We start from the raw sequence: 15979 nt of genomic DNA, 5'->3' as shown, positions 1-15979 counted from the left end.
CCCCTGACTGAAGGAATCTCCACATGCTGATCGCTCAGCGTCCCTCGTTGACCGAAGAGGTCGTCGACGAGTTCCGCTCCCGGTTCGTCATCGAGCCGCTGGAGCCGGGCTTCGGCTACACCCTCGGCAACTCCCTCCGCCGCACCCTCCTGTCGTCGATCCCCGGCGCTGCTGTCACCAGCATCCGCATCGACGGCGTCCTGCACGAGTTCACCACCGTGCCGGGCGTCAAGGAGGACGTCACCGACCTCATCCTCAACATCAAGCAGCTGGTCGTCTCCTCGGAGCACGACGAGCCGGTCGTGATGTACCTGCGCAAGCAGGGCCCGGGTCTGGTCACCGCCGCCGACATCGCGCCCCCGGCCGGTGTCGAGGTGCACAACCCCGACCTCGTCCTCGCCACGCTCAACGGCAAGGGCAAGCTGGAGATGGAGCTGACCGTCGAGCGCGGTCGCGGTTACGTCTCCGCCGTTCAGAACAAGCAGCTGGGCCAGGAGATCGGCCGTATCCCGGTCGACTCCATCTACTCGCCGGTTCTGAAGGTCACGTACAAGGTCGAGGCCACGCGTGTCGAGCAGCGCACCGACTTCGACAAGCTGATCGTCGACGTCGAGACCAAGCAGGCGATGCGTCCCCGTGACGCCATGGCCTCCGCGGGCAAGACGCTGGTCGAGCTGTTCGGTCTCGCCCGCGAGCTGAACATCGACGCCGAGGGCATCGACATGGGTCCGTCCCCGACGGACGCCGCCCTGGCCGCCGATCTGGCCCTGCCGATCGAGGAGCTGGAGCTCACCGTTCGGTCGTACAACTGCCTCAAGCGCGAGGGCATCCACTCCGTGGGTGAGCTCGTGGCGCGTTCCGAGGCCGACCTGCTCGACATCCGCAACTTCGGTGCGAAGTCGATCGACGAGGTCAAGGCGAAGCTGGCCGGCATGGGCCTGGCCCTCAAGGACAGCCCGCCCGGATTCGACCCGACCGCCGCCGCGGACGCCTTCGGCGCGGACGACGACGCGGACGCCGGGTTCGTCGAGACCGAGCAGTACTGAGCACTCCGTGAGGAGGCCGGTTCTGTGACTGCGGGTCCGCTTCGGCTGGTCGCGCAGTTCCCCGCGCCCCTTCGGGGGCGTGGATCCTCCGGGCGCCGAAAGGCGCCCGGATCTTCGACGGGCATCCGCCCGCTCGGATACTGACCCCGGTACCTGATACGGCCGGGGCAGACACCTAGGAGAAACACCATGCCGAAGCCCACCAAGGGTGCCCGTATGGGCGGCAGCGCCGCGCACGAGAAGATCATTCTCGCGAACCTCGCCAAGGCGCTGTTCGAGCACGGCCGCATCACCACCACCGAGGCGAAGGCGCGCAAGCTGCGCCCGTACGCCGAGCGTCTGGTCACCAAGGCGAAGAAGGGCGACCTTCACAACCGCCGTCAGGTGCTCCAGGTGATCACGGACAAGAGCATCGTGCACACGCTCTTCACCGAGATCGGCCCGCGCTACGAGAACCGTCCCGGTGGCTACACCCGCATCACCAAGATCGGTAACCGCCGTGGCGACAACGCGCCCATGGCCGTCATCGAGCTGGTCGAGGCGCTGACGGTCGCGCAGCAGGCGACCGGCGAGGCCGAGGCCGCGACGAAGCGTGCGGTCAAGGAGACCGAGGAGGCCAAGGTCGAGGAGACCAAGGCCGACGAGGCTCCCGCCGAGGAGTCGAAGGACGCGTAAGCGTTCTGCCGGGGGCTGTGCGTGTGCGGCTGCGTGTTCGTGGTGGCCCGTCGCGCGGCTCCCGCGCCCCCTGGGGCGATCGCGGGTCCGTTCCCTTCGGGGGGGCGGGCCCGCTTTGTGCTGCTGAGAGGATCCAGGAGTGAGTGACGAAGTACAGCCCGGGTTCGTCCGGGTGCGGCTGGACCTGTCCTACGACGGCGCGGAGTTCTCCGGGTGGGCCAAGCAGGCCGGGGGACGCCGGACCGTGCAGGGGGAGATCGAGGACGCACTGCGGACCGTCACGCGGTCCGGCGCGACGACGTACGAGCTGACCGTGGCCGGGCGCACCGACGCCGGGGTGCACGCGCGCGGCCAGGTGGCCCACGTCGATCTGCCGGAGGACGTCTGGCGCGAGCACCACGCGAAGCTGCTGAAGCGGCTCGCCGGGCGGCTGCCGCGCGATGTGCGGGTCTGGGCGCTGCGGGAGGCCCCCAAGGGTTTCAACGCACGGTTCTCGGCCGTGTGGCGGCGGTACGCCTACCGGGTCACCGACAACCCGGGCGGGGTCGATCCGCTGCTGCGGGGGCACGTGCTGTGGCACGACTGGCCGCTCGACGTGGACGCCATGAACGAGGCCGCCGAGCGGCTCCTCGGGGAGCACGACTTCGCCGCGTACTGCAAGAAGCGGGAGGGCGCGACCACCATCCGCACGCTCCAGGAGCTGAGTCTGGTCCGGGGCGCCGACGGGATCATCACGGCGACCGTCCGGGCGGACGCGTTCTGCCACAACATGGTGCGCTCGCTGATCGGGGCGCTGCTGTTCGTGGGGGACGGGCACCGCGGGTCCGAGTGGCCGGGGAAGGTGCTCGCGGCGGGTGTGCGGGACTCGGCGGTGCACGTCGTGCGCCCCCACGGGCTGACGCTGGAGGAGGTCGGCTACCCGGCCGACGAGCTGCTCGCCGCGCGCAGCAGGGAGGCGCGCAACAGGCGGACGCTGCCCGGGGCCGGGTGCTGCTGACCTCGTCGGTCCCGCGGCGGCGCGGGGGCCCGGGCGGTCAGCCGGCGGCGGCCGACGCCTGGGCCTCGCCGCGGCGGCGGATCTGCTGGAACGCGAACTTGGACAGGTCGTCGCCGGCGGTGAAGACGGCGGTGTCCTTGGTCGTCACGTTCTTGCCGTTGGTGAAGCCGGTGAGCGTGAAGTAGGCGTACCGGCCGTAGGAGTTGGTGGTGGAGCGGCAGATCGCGCCGTTGCAGAACGCCTTGACGCCTCCGCCGGAGAGGGCCTTGACGATGCTCTTGTTGTCGGCGGCCTGGCTCTTGACCTTCAGGGCCTGTGCCTCGGAGTCGAAGACGGCCACGCCGACCGTGACCGCGATGCCGTCCTTGGTGTAGGTGACGCGCATCACGCGGGTGCAGCCGTTGGAGGTGAGGATCTTGGGCAGTGTGCCCGCGGCGCCGGTGGCGCAGGTGGCGCTGTCGGCCTTGGGGCCCTTCTTGTACACGGCCGAGCCCATGGTCAGCTGGGTGCCGGGGAAGAGCAGGTCGGGGCCGTTGGGGGCGGTGTCCTTGGCCTTGCTGGAGATGAACTCCTTGGGGTCCAGCGGCGGCGGTGCGCTGGTGGGCGCGAAGGACGGGGTGCCCGACGCGCTCGGCAGTCCGGCGGTGCCGGGCAGTGAGGAGGTCGGCTTGTTCGCCTCGTCGCTGCCGTCGGCGGACACCACGGCCATGGCCACGGCGGTGCCCACGGCGACGGTGGCGAGCACGCCGCCGCCTATGAGCAGCAGCCTGCGGCGCCTGTTGCGCGTCTCGGACGCCTCGGCGAGCGCGGCCCAGTCCGGGGTCCGCCCGTCATCGCCGGTGGCCCACGGCTGCTGGGAGTTCGGTTTCCACGGATCCCACTGGGACTGAGGTCCCCCCTGCCCATAGCTCATGGGGCGCATCTTAGACGGGAGGCGGGGGGTGCTGTTCCGCCTCAACGGGCGGGAGAGGCCGCGGGATTCGGGGTGTGAGGGAGGGCAAAGGCGACATCTGTGGGTGGTTGGTACGGCGTTCTCCCAGGCGGACGCCCGGGATGTGGCGCGGGCCACTCCGAGGGAAGGTTTCCGGCCGTCTTCCCCTGGCGAGGCTGACATGTTCACGTGAGTGGTCGGCCCCGTTTTGACCCGGCACCCGGGGCACGGGTATTCTGCTTCTTCGTTGTGTATTGGCTTGCTCTTCTCACGGGACGGGCCCTTACACCGGTCCACCGGGCCGATGACCAGCGACCAGCACGCGGTTTGCGTCACCGCAGTGCGGTCAGGGCTGTCGTGATCGTCTTCGGTGACCTTGTCAGGACCAATTCACTGAAGAAGCGAAGGCTACGAACCGTGCGTACGTACAGCCCCAAGCCCGGCGATGTGACGCGCCAGTGGCACGTCATCGACGCTCAGGACATCGTCCTGGGCCGTCTCGCCACCACTGCCGCGTCCCTTCTGCGGGGCAAGCACAAGCCGATCTACGCGCCCCACGTCGACACCGGTGACTTCGTCATCATCATCAACGCCGACAAGGTGCACCTCTCCGGCAACAAGCGGACCCAGAAGATGGCCTACCGCCACTCCGGGTACCCGGGCGGTCTGCGCTCCGTGCGCTACGACGACCTCCTCGCGAACAACCCGGAGAAGGCCGTCGAGAAGGCCGTCAAGGGCATGCTCCCCAAGAACACGCTCGGCCGTCAGATGCTCTCGAAGCTGAAGGTCTACAAGGGTGACGTGCACCCGCACGCGGCGCAGCAGCCCGTGCCGTTCGAAATCACCCAGGTCGCGCAGTAAGTCCGGCCACACCACCCCAAGCTGAAGAGAATCTGAGGAGAACCGTGGCCGAGACCACTGCCGAGCAGCCGCTCGAAGAGACCGAGCTCGTCGACATCGACAGCTACACCACCGAGTCCGAGGTCCCCGTCGAGGGCGAGTACACCTCGGAGTCCCTGGCGTCCCGCTTCGGCGAGGCCCAGCCCGCGGCCGGCCTGGGCCGCCGCAAGAACGCCATCGCCCGCGTCCGGATCGTTCCGGGCTCCGGGAAGTGGAAGATCAACGGTCGCACCCTCGAGGACTACTTCCCGAACAAGGTGCACCAGCAGGAAGTCAACGAGCCCTTCAAGGTGCTCGAGCTCGACAACCGCTACGACGTCATCGCCCGCATCTCGGGTGGCGGCGTCTCCGGTCAGGCCGGTGCGCTCCGTCTCGGTGTCGCCCGCGCGCTGAACGAGGCCGACGTCGACAACAACCGCGGCGCCCTCAAGAAGGCCGGCTTCCTCACGCGTGACGACCGCGCGGTCGAGCGCAAGAAGGCCGGTCTCAAGAAGGCCCGCAAGGCCCCGCAGTACAGCAAGCGCTAAGCTTCGCTGCCTGCTCGTACGTATCCCGGGTCGGGCCGGGTCTCCGGTCCGCCCGCACGTACTCCGAACGCCCCGGCGGCACGCCACAGTGTCGCCGGGGCGTTCGTTTTCTCGCAGCTCTGGGCGTATAACGGCACAAGGTGCTCAAAGGCTTGTGTGATCGGATGTGCAGGGCATCAAATGCCTGCATGCGGTGCCGTGACGCGGCTCCCGGACACGGCGCCCGAAGCGCGGCGCCGTCCCGCGGGAGCCCGTGGACCGGCCGGCCCGTCCGGCGCGCCCGCAAGGCTTTCGCAACTGACGCTTCCTCAGGAGGACAAGTGGGACGACTCTTCGGCACGGACGGCGTGCGCGGTGTCGCCAACGCGGATCTGACGGCGGAGATGGCCCTCGGCCTCTCGGTCGCGGCCGCGCACGTGCTGGCCGAGGCGGGGACGTTCGAGGGGCACCGACCGGTGGCCGTCGTCGGACGGGACCCGCGTGCGTCCGGGGAGTTCCTGGAGGCCGCCGTGGTGGCCGGTCTGGCGAGCGCGGGCGTGGACGTGCTGAAGGTCGGCGTGCTGCCGACGCCCGCCGTCGCGTACCTCACCGGTGTGCTCGGCGCGGACCTCGGCGTGATGCTCTCCGCCAGCCACAACGCCATGCCCGACAACGGCGTCAAGTTCTTCGCCCGCGGCGGCCACAAGCTCGCCGATCAGCTGGAGGACCGGATCGAGTCCGTCTACGAGGAGCACCGCACCGGCGCTCCCTGGGACCGTCCGACCGGCAGCGGCGTCGGTCGCGTGCGTTCGTACAGCGAGGGCTTCGACCGCTACGTCGCCCACCTCATCGCCGTCCTGCCGAACCGGCTCGACGGGCTGAAGATCGTCCTGGACGAGGCGCACGGCGCGGCCGCGCGGGTCTCGCCCGAGGCGTTCACGCGGGCCGGCGCCGAGATCGTGACCATCGGGGCCGAGCCGGACGGGCTCAACATCAACGACGGGTGCGGCTCGACCCACCTGGACAAGCTCAAGGCCGCCGTCATCGAGCACGGGGCCGACCTCGGCATCGCGCACGACGGGGACGCGGACCGGTGCCTCGCCGTGGACCACACGGGCGAGGAGATCGACGGCGACCAGATCCTCGCCGTGCTGGCCCTGTCGATGCGGGAGCGGGGCGTGCTGCGCTCGGACACCGTTGTCGCGACCGTCATGTCCAACCTGGGCTTCAAGCTCGCCATGGAGCGCGAGGGGATCCAGCTGGTGCAGGCCGCCGTCGGCGACCGGTACGTCCTGGAGGAGATGAAGCAGCACGGCTACGCGCTGGGCGGCGAGCAGTCCGGGCACGTGATCATCCTCGACCACGCGACGACCGGCGACGGCACGCTGACCGGGCTGATGCTGGCGGCCCGCGTCGCCCAGAGCGGGCGCTCGCTGCGGGATCTGGCCTCGGTGATGGAGCGGCTGCCGCAGGTGCTGATCAACGTTCCGGACGTCGACAGGTCCCGGGTCGGGCAGTCGGCCGAGCTGGCGGCCGCCGTCGGCGAGGCGGAGCGGGAGCTGGGGTCCACCGGCCGGGTGCTGCTGCGGCCCTCCGGGACCGAGCCGCTGGTGCGGGTGATGGTCGAGGCGGCCGACATCGACCAGGCCCGCACCGTCGCCGGCCGGCTCGCGGACGCCGTGAAGTCGGCGCTGGGCTAGGGCGGAGGCCGGGTTCGGGGTGGGGGTGCTGTGCGTCGCGGGCCGCGGGTTCGTCGTGGCTTGTCGCGCAGGTCCCCGCGCCCCTAGGGCCAGTTGCCTTGTCCGGCGTCGTCAGGACGCCCTGGTCAGCGGGCCTCGTCGCGACCAGAGCCATTTCTGGGCCAGCAGGGTCAGGGTGCCCGCCAGGACGATGCCCAGGAGGTTCAGCAGAAGCTGTTGCGTGGAGCCCCAGGTCTGGCGGGTGTCGCCGTAGCTGAGGGCCACGGCCGCGTTCGCCGCCGCCGGGACCGTCGTCACCGAGATGGCGACGCCCACCAGCGCGCCGGACTTCGCCGACGTCAGGGAGAGGGTGCCGGCGACGCCCGCCAGCAGGGCGACGATGAAGGAGAAGGCGTCCGGCGCGTAGACGAAGCCGGTCTGGGGGCGGTCGCCGTCCAGCTGAGCCCTGCTGAACAGATCGATCGCGTCCATGAACAGGCTGAAGCCGACGGTCACCGCCATCGCCGCCGCGAAGCCGACCAGCAGGGCGATCAGCGAGCGCAGGGCCAGCCGGGGCGTCCGCTGCACGATCGATGTGGAGATGCCGGCCAGCGGGCCGAACTCCGGACCCACCGCCATCGCCCCCACGATGAGGACCGCGTTGTCGAGGACCACACCGCAGGCCGCGATCATCGTGGCCAGCGTGATGAACATGAGGTAGGTGACGGAGAGCGTCGACTCCTCGTGGGTGGCGTCCGTCAGGTGCTCCCACAGGACCGCGTCCGCGCCCTCGCCCGGCGCCTCCTTCTCGGCCTTGTCGGCGCGCAGGGAGAGCGACAGGTCGATGTTCTCCACGGCGATCGAGCCGGTCTTGTCCAGGCCCATCTCCTGGAGGGCGCTGAGGAGTTCGTCCCCCGCCTCGCGTGCCACGTCGCACAGGACGACGTCGCCCGCCGGGTTGCGGGCCGCCCCCGGAAGCACGACGACGTGCGCGGTGCCGACGGTCTTCTCGATCAGCCGGACCGCGGACTCGGTGGTGTCCGACGGGGTGATCAGGCGCAGGTGAAGCATGGGGGCAGGGTAGCCGTCAGAGTTTGCGCAGGCTCAGGCGCCGTACCTTGTGGTCCTGGCCCTTGCGCACCACGAGGGTGGCGCGGCCGCGGGTGGGGGCGATGTTCTCCACCAGGTTGGGCTTGTTGATGGTGCGCCAGAGGCCGCGGGCGTAGTCGACGGCCTCCTCCTCGGAGACCTGGGTGTACTTCCTGAAGTACGAGTCCGGGTTCTGGAAGGCGGTCCGGCGCAGCTTGCGGAACCGGTTGAGGTACCAGCTCTCGATGTCCTCGGCGCTCGCGTCGACGTACACGCTGAAGTCGAAGTAGTCGGCGAGGCCGACGCGGGTGCGGCCGTCCTTGCCGGGGAGCGCGGGCTGAAGGACGTTCAGGCCCTCGACGATGAGGATGTCGGGACGGCGGACGGTGAGTCTGCGGTCCGGCACGATGTCGTAGATCAGGTGGGAGTACACGGGAGCCGTGACCTCGGCCTTGCCCGCCTTGATGTCGGCGACGAAACGGGTCAGGGCGCGCCGGTCGTAGGACTCGGGGAAGCCCTTGCGGGACATCAGCCCGCGGGCCTCCAGTTCCCGGGTCGGGAGCAGGAAGCCGTCCGTGGTGACCAGCTCCACGCGCGGGTGCTCGGGCCAGCGGGAGAGCAGCGCCTGGAGGAGGCGGGCGACGGTCGACTTGCCCACGGCCACGGATCCCGCGACGCCTATCACGAACGGGGTGCCGGACTGCGAGCCCTGTTCGCCGAGGAAGGTGTTGAGCGCGCCGCGCAGGCCGTCCGTCGCGCCGACGTAGAGGTTGAGCAGGCGGGACAGCGGGAGGTAGATGTCACGCACCTCGTCGAGGTCGATGACGTCGCCGAGGCCGCGCAGCTTCTCGACCTCCTCGGCCGTCAGCGGCAGCGGGGTCTTCTCGCGCAGCGCGCTCCACTCGCTTCGGGTGAGGTCGAGGTAGGGAGTCGCCTCCGGCCTGTGCCGGTGGGCGCTCCGGGGCATCGGGGGGACCGGGGAGATCACACTCCATTGTTAACGGAGTTCGAACGGGGCGGCAGGTGGGGTCCGTCACGCTCTCCCCCCCCCCGGCCGGACACCGGTCCGTTCCGGTCCCACCGCGGTCGTCGCCGCCGTTCCGGTCCGTTTCGGTCGACCTCCCGCGGCCTCGCTTCTCGGGCCGCGTGTTCGGTTCTCACGCGCCCGGGTCCTCCGTTTGGCCCTGAGGATTTCCGAAATCGGGCACGTGGAGGCTCTTTCCGTCCGTCTTTTCGCCGTACGCTGCCGATCATGTGCGGAATCGTGGGATACGTGGGGTCTCAGTCGGCGCTCGACGTCGTCATGGCCGGACTGAAGCGACTGGAGTACCGGGGGTACGACTCGGCGGGCGTCGCCGTGGCGGCCGACGGAGGGCTCGCCGCTGCGAAGAGGGCGGGCAAGCTCGTCAACCTGGAGAAGGAGCTGACGGAGCGGCCGCTGCCGGCCGGGACGACCGGCATCGGCCACACCCGGTGGGCCACGCACGGCGCGCCGACGGACGGCAACGCCCATCCTCATCTCGACAACGCCGGCCGGGTCGCAGTCGTGCACAACGGGATCATCGAGAACTTCGCCGTGCTGCGGGCCGAACTCGCCGGGCGGGGACACGCGTTGGCGTCCGAGACCGACACCGAGGTGGTGGCGCATCTGCTCGCCGAGGAGTTCTCGGCCACCGCCGACCTCGCCGAGGCCATGCGGCTGGTGTGCCGGCGGCTGGAGGGAGCGTTCACGCTGGTCGCGGTGCACGCGGACGAGCCGGACGTGGTGGTCGGCGCGCGCCGCAACTCGCCGCTGGTGGTGGGCGTCGGCGAGGGCGAGGCCTTCCTCGCCTCGGACGTCGCCGCGTTCATCGCCCACACGCGCTCCGCGATCGAGCTGGGGCAGGACCAGGTCGTCGAGCTGCGCCGGGACGGTGTGACGGTCACCGGGTTCGACGGATCCGCGGCCGACGTGCACTCCTACCACATCGACTGGGTCGCCTCGGCCGCGGAGAAGGGCGGCTACGACTACTTCATGCTCAAGGAGATCGCCGAGCAGCCCAAGGCCGTGGCCGACACGCTGCTGGGCCGGGTCGACGAATCCGGCGCGCTGACCCTCGACGAGGTGCGGATCCCGGCCGCCGAGCTGCGGGAGGTGGACAAGGTCGTCATCGTCGCGTGCGGCACGGCCTTCCACGCGGGCCTCATCGCCAAGTACGCCATCGAGCACTGGGCACGCATCCCGTGCGAGGTGGAGCTGGCCAGCGAGTTCCGCTACCGCGACCCGATCCTGGACTCACGGTCGCTCGTCGTCGCCGTCTCGCAGTCCGGCGAGACCATGGACACCCTGATGGCGCTGCGGCACGCCCGCGAGCAGGGCTCCAAGGTGCTCGCCATCTGCAACACCAACGGCTCGACGATCCCCCGCGAGTCGGACGCCGTCCTCTACACGCACGCCGGGCCGGAGGTGGCCGTCGCGTCCACCAAGGCGTTCCTGACGCAGCTGGTGGCGTGCTACCTGGTCGCCCTCTACCTGGCGCAGGTCCGGGGCGCCAAGTGGGCGGACGAGATCCGGGCCGTCGTGCGGGACCTGGCGCGGATGCCCGGCGAGGTCGAGCGGGTGCTGGAGACGATGGAGCCGGTGCGGGAGCTGGCGCGCTCGCTCGCGGGGAAGGACACGGTGCTGTTCCTGGGGCGGCACGTGGGTCATCCCGTGGCGCTGGAGGGGGCGCTCAAGCTGAAGGAGCTGGCCTACATGCACGCGGAGGGGTTCGCGGCGGGGGAGCTGAAGCACGGGCCCATCGCGCTCATCGAGGAGGACCTGCCGGTCGTCGTGGTGGCGCCCTCGCCGCGCGGACGGTCCGTGCTGCACGACAAGATCGTGTCCAACATCCAGGAGATCCGGGCACGCGGCGCGCGGACCATCGTGATCGCCGAGGAGGGGGACGAGGAGGTCGTGCCGTATGCCGACCATCTGGTGCGTATCCCCGTCACGCCCGTGCTGCTGCAACCGCTGGTCGCCACGGTCCCGTTGCAGGTGTTCGCGTGCGAGCTGGCGACCGCCCGCGGCAACGAGGTCGACCAGCCGCGGAACCTGGCGAAGTCGGTCACCGTGGAGTAGCCGGTGGAGCAGGCCGGGAGGGGGCGGCCGGGAACAGGTGACGCGGGAGGGGCCCGTCCGCCGGTCCTTCCCGCGCCGCCCGCCGGACGCGTCAGCCGCGTCTGCGCGTCCTGCGGGCCGTGAACACCTTCCAGGCCGCGAAGACCAGCGGGAGTTCCATGATCCAGACGCCCGCGACCGCGTCCCACTCCGGGTTGGCGGCCCCGGCCTCGTCCGCCGTGATCACCGCGCAGAGCAGACCCCAGACCGCCGCCAGCAGGCCCACGAGCCACAGCGCGACGGTCCAGCCGGGAGTGGAGCGGCCGCTGCCGGACGCCGGTGCGGCGGCCCGCTTGCGCGGCTGGGGGATGCGGTCGGGCTCGCGGGCCGGCAGCGGCACCGTCGTCTGCCGGGGCACGGCCGCGTCGATCGCGGCGACGCGCTCCGGCGTCACGCCCCGGAAGAGCGTCGGCTCGACGGTGACCGAGAACCCGTCGTGACCGGTGAGGGCGCGGGAGCCGTCGGGCCGGGTGGTCATCGCCGCGCAGGCGTCGTACCGGACGGTGACCGGGCCCCTCGGGGTCAGCAGGCTCACGCCCTCCGCGCCGATGACCAGCGTGACGTCCTCGTCCTCCAGGGACTGGTGGCGGGTGCCGACGACCGCGGCCTCCGAGTGCTGCGGGGCGGCCGTCAGCCCCGCCCAGTCGAGGCCCCGGCCGGGCGCCTGCATGAGCGCGTTCCCCCACGCCTCCCGAGCGACCTCGTGCAGGTCCTGGACGGTCACGGCGTCCAGCTCCGCCCTGTGCTGCTCGGGGCTGAGGATGCGGTGCCCGAGGAGCAGGCCCAGCGCGTACGAGGGCAGGGTGGCGGCCCCCAGGTCGGGGATGTCGTACATCTTGCGGAGCTTGCCGCGGGCGGAGTCCAGCTCGGCCTGCTCGATGCGGCCCGCGCGCAGCCGGGCGAGCGTGTCGACGAACCCGCCGACGACCGCGTCCTGCTTCTGCGGGAGGGCGTCGGCGTACGCGGTGAGCGTGGCGAACCGGGCGTCGCGCGGGCTGTAGTCCGCCTCCGCCGAGTAGGAGTAGCCGCCCTCCTGGCGCAGGTCCCTGAAGAGGGCCCGGCCGAGCACCTCGGCGAAGACGGAGGCCGCCGTGGAGCGCCGCAGCACGGAGGTGAGGACGACATGGCCGTCGTCGCCGCCGATGTAGGCGGGCGTGGTGGGCAGGGCGCTGGTCGCGGCCGGCGCGGGGAGGCGGGAGCCTGCGGGGAGGGTGAGGTCCAGGCCGTCGGGGATGCGGTCGCTGGTGATCCACAGCACCGCGTTGTCCCTGGTGAAGCGGGTCTCGGCCCAGGAGCGGACCTGGTCGGGCGTCAGCCCCCAGGTGCCCAGCTCGCTGTAGCTGGACAGGCCGTAGCCCTGCGCGCCGTAACGCCACAGCGGCATCTGGTGGTGGGGACCGCCGCCGCGCCCGGCCGCCTCGGTGCGCAGGATCTCCTTCTCGGTCTCCAGCCGCTGCATCGGCAGGTCCCGCAGCCCGGCGCACACGCTGTTGAGGTACTCGACGACCTCCTCCTCGCTGCCGGTCACGTGGAAGAGGGTGTAGGCGTTCGCCGTCGCGCCGTTGTAGTGCAGGTCGGACAGGCCCAGCCGGTGCAGGGCGAGGTGCTCGACGAGGTGGGTGATGCCGGCGGTCGCCAGGGTCTCGTCGGCACGGCCCACCCGGAAGAACAGACCGGCGGTGATCTCGTTGCCGGAGGCGGGGGCGTGCAGGGCCGGTATGCCGTCGACGGTGGTGTGCGCGACCAGGCCGTCCAGAGCGGCGAGACCGTCGGCCGGGCCGGGGGTGCGGGCGTCGCCGGGGCCGGGCTTGTGCAGGTCCGTGGTCATCGGGCGCCTCCTCGGGTGTCCAGCGCGGCCTTGCGGCACTTGAGGAACGACGACTTCTTGTCGGGCAGGTAGTGCCAGGGGGACTCGGAGGCGCGGTCGCCGAGGAACGCGAAGTGCGGGGCCGCGTCCGCCCAGTGGTTGCCGAGCGAGAAGGCGAACGCGAACGCGTTGTGCGCGCCGATCGAGTTCCAGTCGGGCCGGTGGGCGGGGTGCAGCACGGACACCCGGGCGGCGTGCCGCAGGTCGTCGCGGACCGACTGGCCGCGCATGTAGGCCGCGTCCTCGCCGCCGTCCAGGTCCAGCCAGCGCTCGATGTGCGCGAGCGCGACCAGGGCGCCGGAGTTCGAGCCGTCGGGGGCGGCGGTCGCGCACTCGCGCGCGAAGCCGTGCGCCGCGTCCCAGGAGCCGCCCCACTTCGGGCACACCTGCTGGAGCAGCTGCGTCTGGGCGCGGAAGTGGTGCGGGTGGTGGGCCGACAGCCGGTCGTAGCGGCGGCGCGCCTCGGCCTGCCCCAGCTCCAGACCGCGGGCGGTCATCAGCCGGGCGGTCCACGCGGGCGCGTGGCCGGGGTGCTCGGCGCAGACGTCGATCAGCAGCTGCTCGGCCCGCCGCAGCCAGTCGTGGAACTGGTTGAACTGGTCCCGCGAGACGTGCTGCGCGCGGGCCCCGCTGCGGATGTTCCAGCCGATGTACACGTACCGCTCGGCGAGCAGGGCGCGCGGCAGCGGGTCGTCGGGGTGTTCCGCGGCCGCCCGCTCCAGGAAGTTCTCGGCGCCGGCGATGTCGGCGAGGAGGCTGGACGCGGTGGCCAGTTCGTCGGCCGAGCCGAGCCCCGCGAACCGGTCCCGCACGGCCGGCCAGTCCCCGGCCTGTGCGGCGGTGCGCATCGGGATCAGCTCGGGCAGGTTGTCGTACGGGTCGAACGTCGGCCCCCGCGAGCCGGGCGCCTCGCCGCTCGTCATGCCGTCGGTGATGCTGGTCATGCCTCCGCCCCCTGGCGTCGCTGTCCGCGGCGCGCGGGCTGGCCCCCCAGGGCGCGCGGCGGTGGAATCCTGCTCTCGACCTGATGTGATCAAGTCGCCGCAGGCTAGCAGCAGGCGGTGACAGCGCGGCCTTAGGGTGCTCGGCATGAGCATCATCGGGGTCGGTATCGACGTGGCCGAGATCGAGCGGTTCGCCGCGTCGCTGGAGCGGACGCCGGGGCTCGCCCGACGGCTCTTCCTGGACAGCGAGTTGCTGCTGCCCGGCGGCGGCCGCAGGGGGGCCGCCTCGCTGGCTGCGCGGTTCGCCGCGAAGGAGGCGCTCGCGAAGGCGCTGGGGGCTCCGCCCGGACTGCTGTGGACCGACGCCGAGGTGTACGTCGAGGAGAGCGGACGGCCGCGGCTGCGGGTGCGCGGGAGCGTCGCCGCCCGGGCGGCCGAACTGGGCGTCACCGGATGGCATGTGTCGCTGAGTCACGACGCGGGCGTCGCCTCCGCGGTGGTGGTGGCCGAGGGCTGAGCCGGCCGCGGCGGCCGGGCCGGCGGCCTCGACCGACCGCGTCTGCCGTGTCGGCCGCGTCTGCCGTGTCGGCCGCGTGCGGAGGCGGCACGGGCCGGGGCAGACTCGGCGTATGCGTACTGCCTACTGTGCCGAGACCGTCCGCCGTGCCGAACGGGAGCTGATGGCCCGGCTCCCGGAGGGGGCGCTCATGCAGCGGGCCGCCGCCGGGCTCGCCGCCGCCTGCGCCGACCTGCTGGGACGCGTCTACGGGCGCCGGGTCGTGCTGCTCGTCGGCAGCGGCGACAACGGGGGCGACGCCCTGTACGCGGGCGCCCGGCTCGCCCGGCGCGGTGCGGGCGTGACCGCGGTGCTGCTCGCGCCGGAGCGCACGCACGCCGGCGGGCTGACGGCCCTGCTGCGCGCCGGTGGACGCACGGTCGCGCCCGACAAGGCCGAGGGGGCCGTCCGGCGGGCGGACCTCGTGCTCGACGGCATCGTCGGGATCGGCGGCCGGGGCGGGCTGCGGCCGCCGGCGGCCGCGCTGGCCGCCCTCGTCGCCGCGTCGCGGGCCGCCGTCGTCGCCGTCGACCTGCCGAGCGGCGTCGGCGCCGACACCGGCGAGGTGCCCGGCGACGCGATCCGCGCCGACCTGACCGTCACCTTCGGCGCCCACAAGCCGGGGCTGCTCGTCGATCCCGGCCGGGAGCACGCCGGTTCGGTGCGGTTCGTCGACATCGGCCTTCGGGCCGCACTGCCCGAGCGGCCCGAACTGGAGGCCCTTCAGCACGCGGACGTGGCCGCCCTGCTGCCGACGCCGGGCGGCGAGAGCGACAAGTACCGGCGGGGCGTCGTCGGGATCGCCGCCGGGTCCGAGCGCTATCCGGGGGCCGCCGTGCTCGCCGTGTCGGGGGCGCTGCGCGGCGGGGCGGGGGCCGTGCGGTACGTCGGCCCGGCCGGGGACGCGGTCCTCGCACGGTTCCCCGAGACCCTCGTCTCCGACCGCGGGCCGAAGCAGGCCGGGCGGGTGCAGGCCTGGGTCGTCGGACCGGGCGCCGGGGACGACGCCGGGACGGTGGCGGAGGTGCTGGCGGCCGACGTGCCGGTGCTGGTCGACGCCGACGGGCTGCGGCTCGCCGACGCCGCAGCCGTGCGCGGCCGCACCGCGCCGACGCTGATGACCCCGCACGCCGGGGAGGCGGCCGCGCTGCTGGGCGTGGCGCGCGAGGAGGTGGAGCGGGCCCGGCTGGCGGCGGCGCGCGAACTGGCGGCGCGGTACCGGGCGACCGTCCTCCTGAAGGGCTCGACCACGCTGGTCGCGCAGGAGGGCGGCACGGGCGTGGTGCGGGTGAACGCCACGGGCACCGCCTGGCTGGCCACGGCCGGCAGCGGGGACGTCCTGTCGGGCCTCGCGGGCTCGCTGCTCGCGGCGGGGCTGAGCGCACTGGACGCGGGGAGCGTGGGCGCGTACCTGCACGGCCTCGCCGGACGCTTCGCGGCCCACGGCGCCCCGGTGGGTGCCCATGACGTGGCCGAAGCCGTCCCCGAGGCCTGGCGAGACGTGCGCGACCGCACCACACGCGACTGAGGCCGGGCCCGGGACCTGCGGGGCCGCACGGGGGCGCCTTGGGGCGGGCGGGGGCGGGCTTTGCGGGCCGGGCGCGCACGGGGCTGAGCCTTGCCAGCCGGGGGCCGGGGGCCGGGGGCCGG

14 protein-coding genes are annotated in these 15979 nt (G+C 72.4%); 9 read left to right on the top strand and 5 right to left on the bottom strand.

The genetic code is table 11. The features are described 5' to 3' along the window. Window positions 1-23: 23 nt before the first annotated feature. From ACGFSH_RS09545 to truA, 3 genes are all read left to right on the top strand, one after another. The gene (locus tag ACGFSH_RS09545) at window positions 24-1046 is read left to right on the top strand and encodes a DNA-directed RNA polymerase subunit alpha (protein ID WP_069171149.1); all 1023 of its coding nucleotides are present in this window, start codon (window positions 24-26) and stop codon (window positions 1044-1046) included. 189 nt (window positions 1047-1235) lie between these two features. Continuing rightward, on the top strand, window positions 1236-1721 hold the full coding sequence (gene rplQ / locus ACGFSH_RS09540; RefSeq protein ID WP_329412722.1) for a 50S ribosomal protein L17: 486 nt from the start codon (window positions 1236-1238) through the stop codon (window positions 1719-1721). A gap of 139 nt (window positions 1722-1860) precedes the next feature. Further along, window positions 1861-2718 carry a tRNA pseudouridine(38-40) synthase TruA gene (truA, locus tag ACGFSH_RS09535; RefSeq protein ID WP_393346603.1) on the top strand — a complete coding sequence of 286 codons (858 nt, stop codon included), beginning with the start codon at window positions 1861-1863 and terminating at the stop codon, window positions 2716-2718. A gap of 37 nt (window positions 2719-2755) precedes the next feature. Here the strand turns inward: truA and ACGFSH_RS09530 are convergent, their stop codons facing one another. Continuing rightward, window positions 2756-3631, bottom strand: a complete 876-nt coding sequence (locus tag ACGFSH_RS09530; RefSeq protein WP_393346601.1) for a hypothetical protein — start codon at window positions 3629-3631, stop codon at window positions 2756-2758. Between the two features lie 435 nt (window positions 3632-4066). On the opposite strand from ACGFSH_RS09530, the gene rplM reads away from it, so the two are divergent. From rplM to glmM, 3 genes are all read left to right on the top strand, one after another. Next, window positions 4067-4510, top strand: a complete 444-nt coding sequence (gene rplM, locus ACGFSH_RS09525) for a 50S ribosomal protein L13 (protein ID WP_020132189.1) — start codon at window positions 4067-4069, stop codon at window positions 4508-4510. Between the two features lie 44 nt (window positions 4511-4554). Continuing rightward, complete coding sequence (gene rpsI, locus ACGFSH_RS09520; RefSeq protein WP_069770389.1) at window positions 4555-5076, top strand: 30S ribosomal protein S9; 522 nt, start codon at window positions 4555-4557, stop codon at window positions 5074-5076. A 320-nt stretch (window positions 5077-5396) separates the two neighbouring features. Next, window positions 5397-6755, top strand: coding sequence for a phosphoglucosamine mutase (gene glmM, locus ACGFSH_RS09515; RefSeq protein ID WP_393346598.1), 1359 nt, complete (start codon window positions 5397-5399; stop codon window positions 6753-6755). A gap of 111 nt (window positions 6756-6866) precedes the next feature. On the opposite strand, the gene ACGFSH_RS09510 is transcribed toward glmM, so the two are convergent. Together ACGFSH_RS09510 and coaA are read right to left on the bottom strand one after the other, a co-directional pair. Further along, a complete protein-coding gene (locus tag ACGFSH_RS09510) occupies window positions 6867-7805 on the bottom strand; it encodes a DUF389 domain-containing protein (RefSeq protein WP_393346596.1) in 939 nt (312 codons plus the stop codon). A 16-nt stretch (window positions 7806-7821) separates the two neighbouring features. Next, entirely contained in the window at window positions 7822-8790 is a 969-nt protein-coding gene (gene coaA / locus ACGFSH_RS09505) for a type I pantothenate kinase (protein ID WP_393346984.1), read from the bottom strand. A 285-nt stretch (window positions 8791-9075) separates the two neighbouring features. Here coaA and glmS point away from each other — a divergent pair, with 285 nt between their 5' ends. Then, window positions 9076-10923: a glutamine--fructose-6-phosphate transaminase (isomerizing) gene (gene glmS, locus ACGFSH_RS09500; RefSeq protein ID WP_393346594.1), complete on the top strand. Its 1848-nt coding sequence runs from the start codon at window positions 9076-9078 to the stop codon at window positions 10921-10923. Between the two features lie 91 nt (window positions 10924-11014). Here the strand turns inward: glmS and ACGFSH_RS09495 are convergent, their stop codons facing one another. Both ACGFSH_RS09495 and ACGFSH_RS09490 read right to left on the bottom strand, forming a co-directional pair. Further along, window positions 11015-12790 carry a M16 family metallopeptidase gene (locus ACGFSH_RS09495; protein WP_393346592.1) on the bottom strand — a complete coding sequence of 592 codons (1776 nt, stop codon included), beginning with the start codon at window positions 12788-12790 and terminating at the stop codon, window positions 11015-11017. Then, window positions 12787-13773 (bottom strand): hypothetical protein, encoded by a 987-nt coding sequence (locus ACGFSH_RS09490; protein ID WP_393346590.1) that lies wholly within the window; start codon window positions 13771-13773, stop codon window positions 12787-12789. The genes ACGFSH_RS09495 and ACGFSH_RS09490 overlap by 4 nt, the downstream gene beginning before the upstream one ends. 145 nt (window positions 13774-13918) lie before the next feature. On the opposite strand from ACGFSH_RS09490, the gene ACGFSH_RS09485 reads away from it, so the two are divergent. Both ACGFSH_RS09485 and ACGFSH_RS09480 read left to right on the top strand, forming a co-directional pair. After that, window positions 13919-14290 carry a holo-ACP synthase gene (locus ACGFSH_RS09485; RefSeq protein WP_069770382.1) on the top strand — a complete coding sequence of 124 codons (372 nt, stop codon included), beginning with the start codon at window positions 13919-13921 and terminating at the stop codon, window positions 14288-14290. A gap of 112 nt (window positions 14291-14402) precedes the next feature. After that, window positions 14403-15857 carry an NAD(P)H-hydrate dehydratase gene (locus ACGFSH_RS09480; protein ID WP_393346588.1) on the top strand — a complete coding sequence of 485 codons (1455 nt, stop codon included), beginning with the start codon at window positions 14403-14405 and terminating at the stop codon, window positions 15855-15857. Window positions 15858-15979 lie beyond the last annotated feature (122 nt).

The sequence above is a fragment of the Streptomyces sp. NPDC048481 genome (assembly GCF_043200075.1).
In the GTDB taxonomy this organism is placed as follows: Bacteria; Actinomycetota; Actinomycetes; order Streptomycetales; family Streptomycetaceae; genus Streptomyces.
The sequence above is the reverse complement of the archived record's forward strand: the minus strand, read 5'-3'. Positions and strand labels throughout refer to the sequence as shown.

Coding starts and splice junctions, on each gene's coding strand:
- ACGFSH_RS09545 (WP_069171149.1), top strand. CDS start 24: ATGCTGATCGCTCAGCGTCCCTCGTTGACCGAAGAGGTCGTCGACGAG.
- rplQ (WP_329412722.1), top strand. CDS start 1,236: ATGCCGAAGCCCACCAAGGGTGCCCGTATGGGCGGCAGCGCCGCGCAC.
- ACGFSH_RS09530 (WP_393346601.1), bottom strand. CDS start 3,631: ATGAGCTATGGGCAGGGGGGACCTCAGTCCCAGTGGGATCCGTGGAAA.
- ACGFSH_RS09510 (WP_393346596.1), bottom strand. CDS start 7,805: ATGCTTCACCTGCGCCTGATCACCCCGTCGGACACCACCGAGTCCGCG.
- coaA (WP_393346984.1), bottom strand. CDS start 8,790: ATGCCCCGGAGCGCCCACCGGCACAGGCCGGAGGCGACTCCCTACCTC.
- glmS (WP_393346594.1), top strand. CDS start 9,076: ATGTGCGGAATCGTGGGATACGTGGGGTCTCAGTCGGCGCTCGACGTC.
- ACGFSH_RS09495 (WP_393346592.1), bottom strand. CDS start 12,790: ATGACCACGGACCTGCACAAGCCCGGCCCCGGCGACGCCCGCACCCCC.
- ACGFSH_RS09490 (WP_393346590.1), bottom strand. CDS start 13,773: ATGACCAGCATCACCGACGGCATGACGAGCGGCGAGGCGCCCGGCTCG.
- ACGFSH_RS09485 (WP_069770382.1), top strand. CDS start 13,919: ATGAGCATCATCGGGGTCGGTATCGACGTGGCCGAGATCGAGCGGTTC.
- ACGFSH_RS09480 (WP_393346588.1), top strand. CDS start 14,403: ATGCGTACTGCCTACTGTGCCGAGACCGTCCGCCGTGCCGAACGGGAG.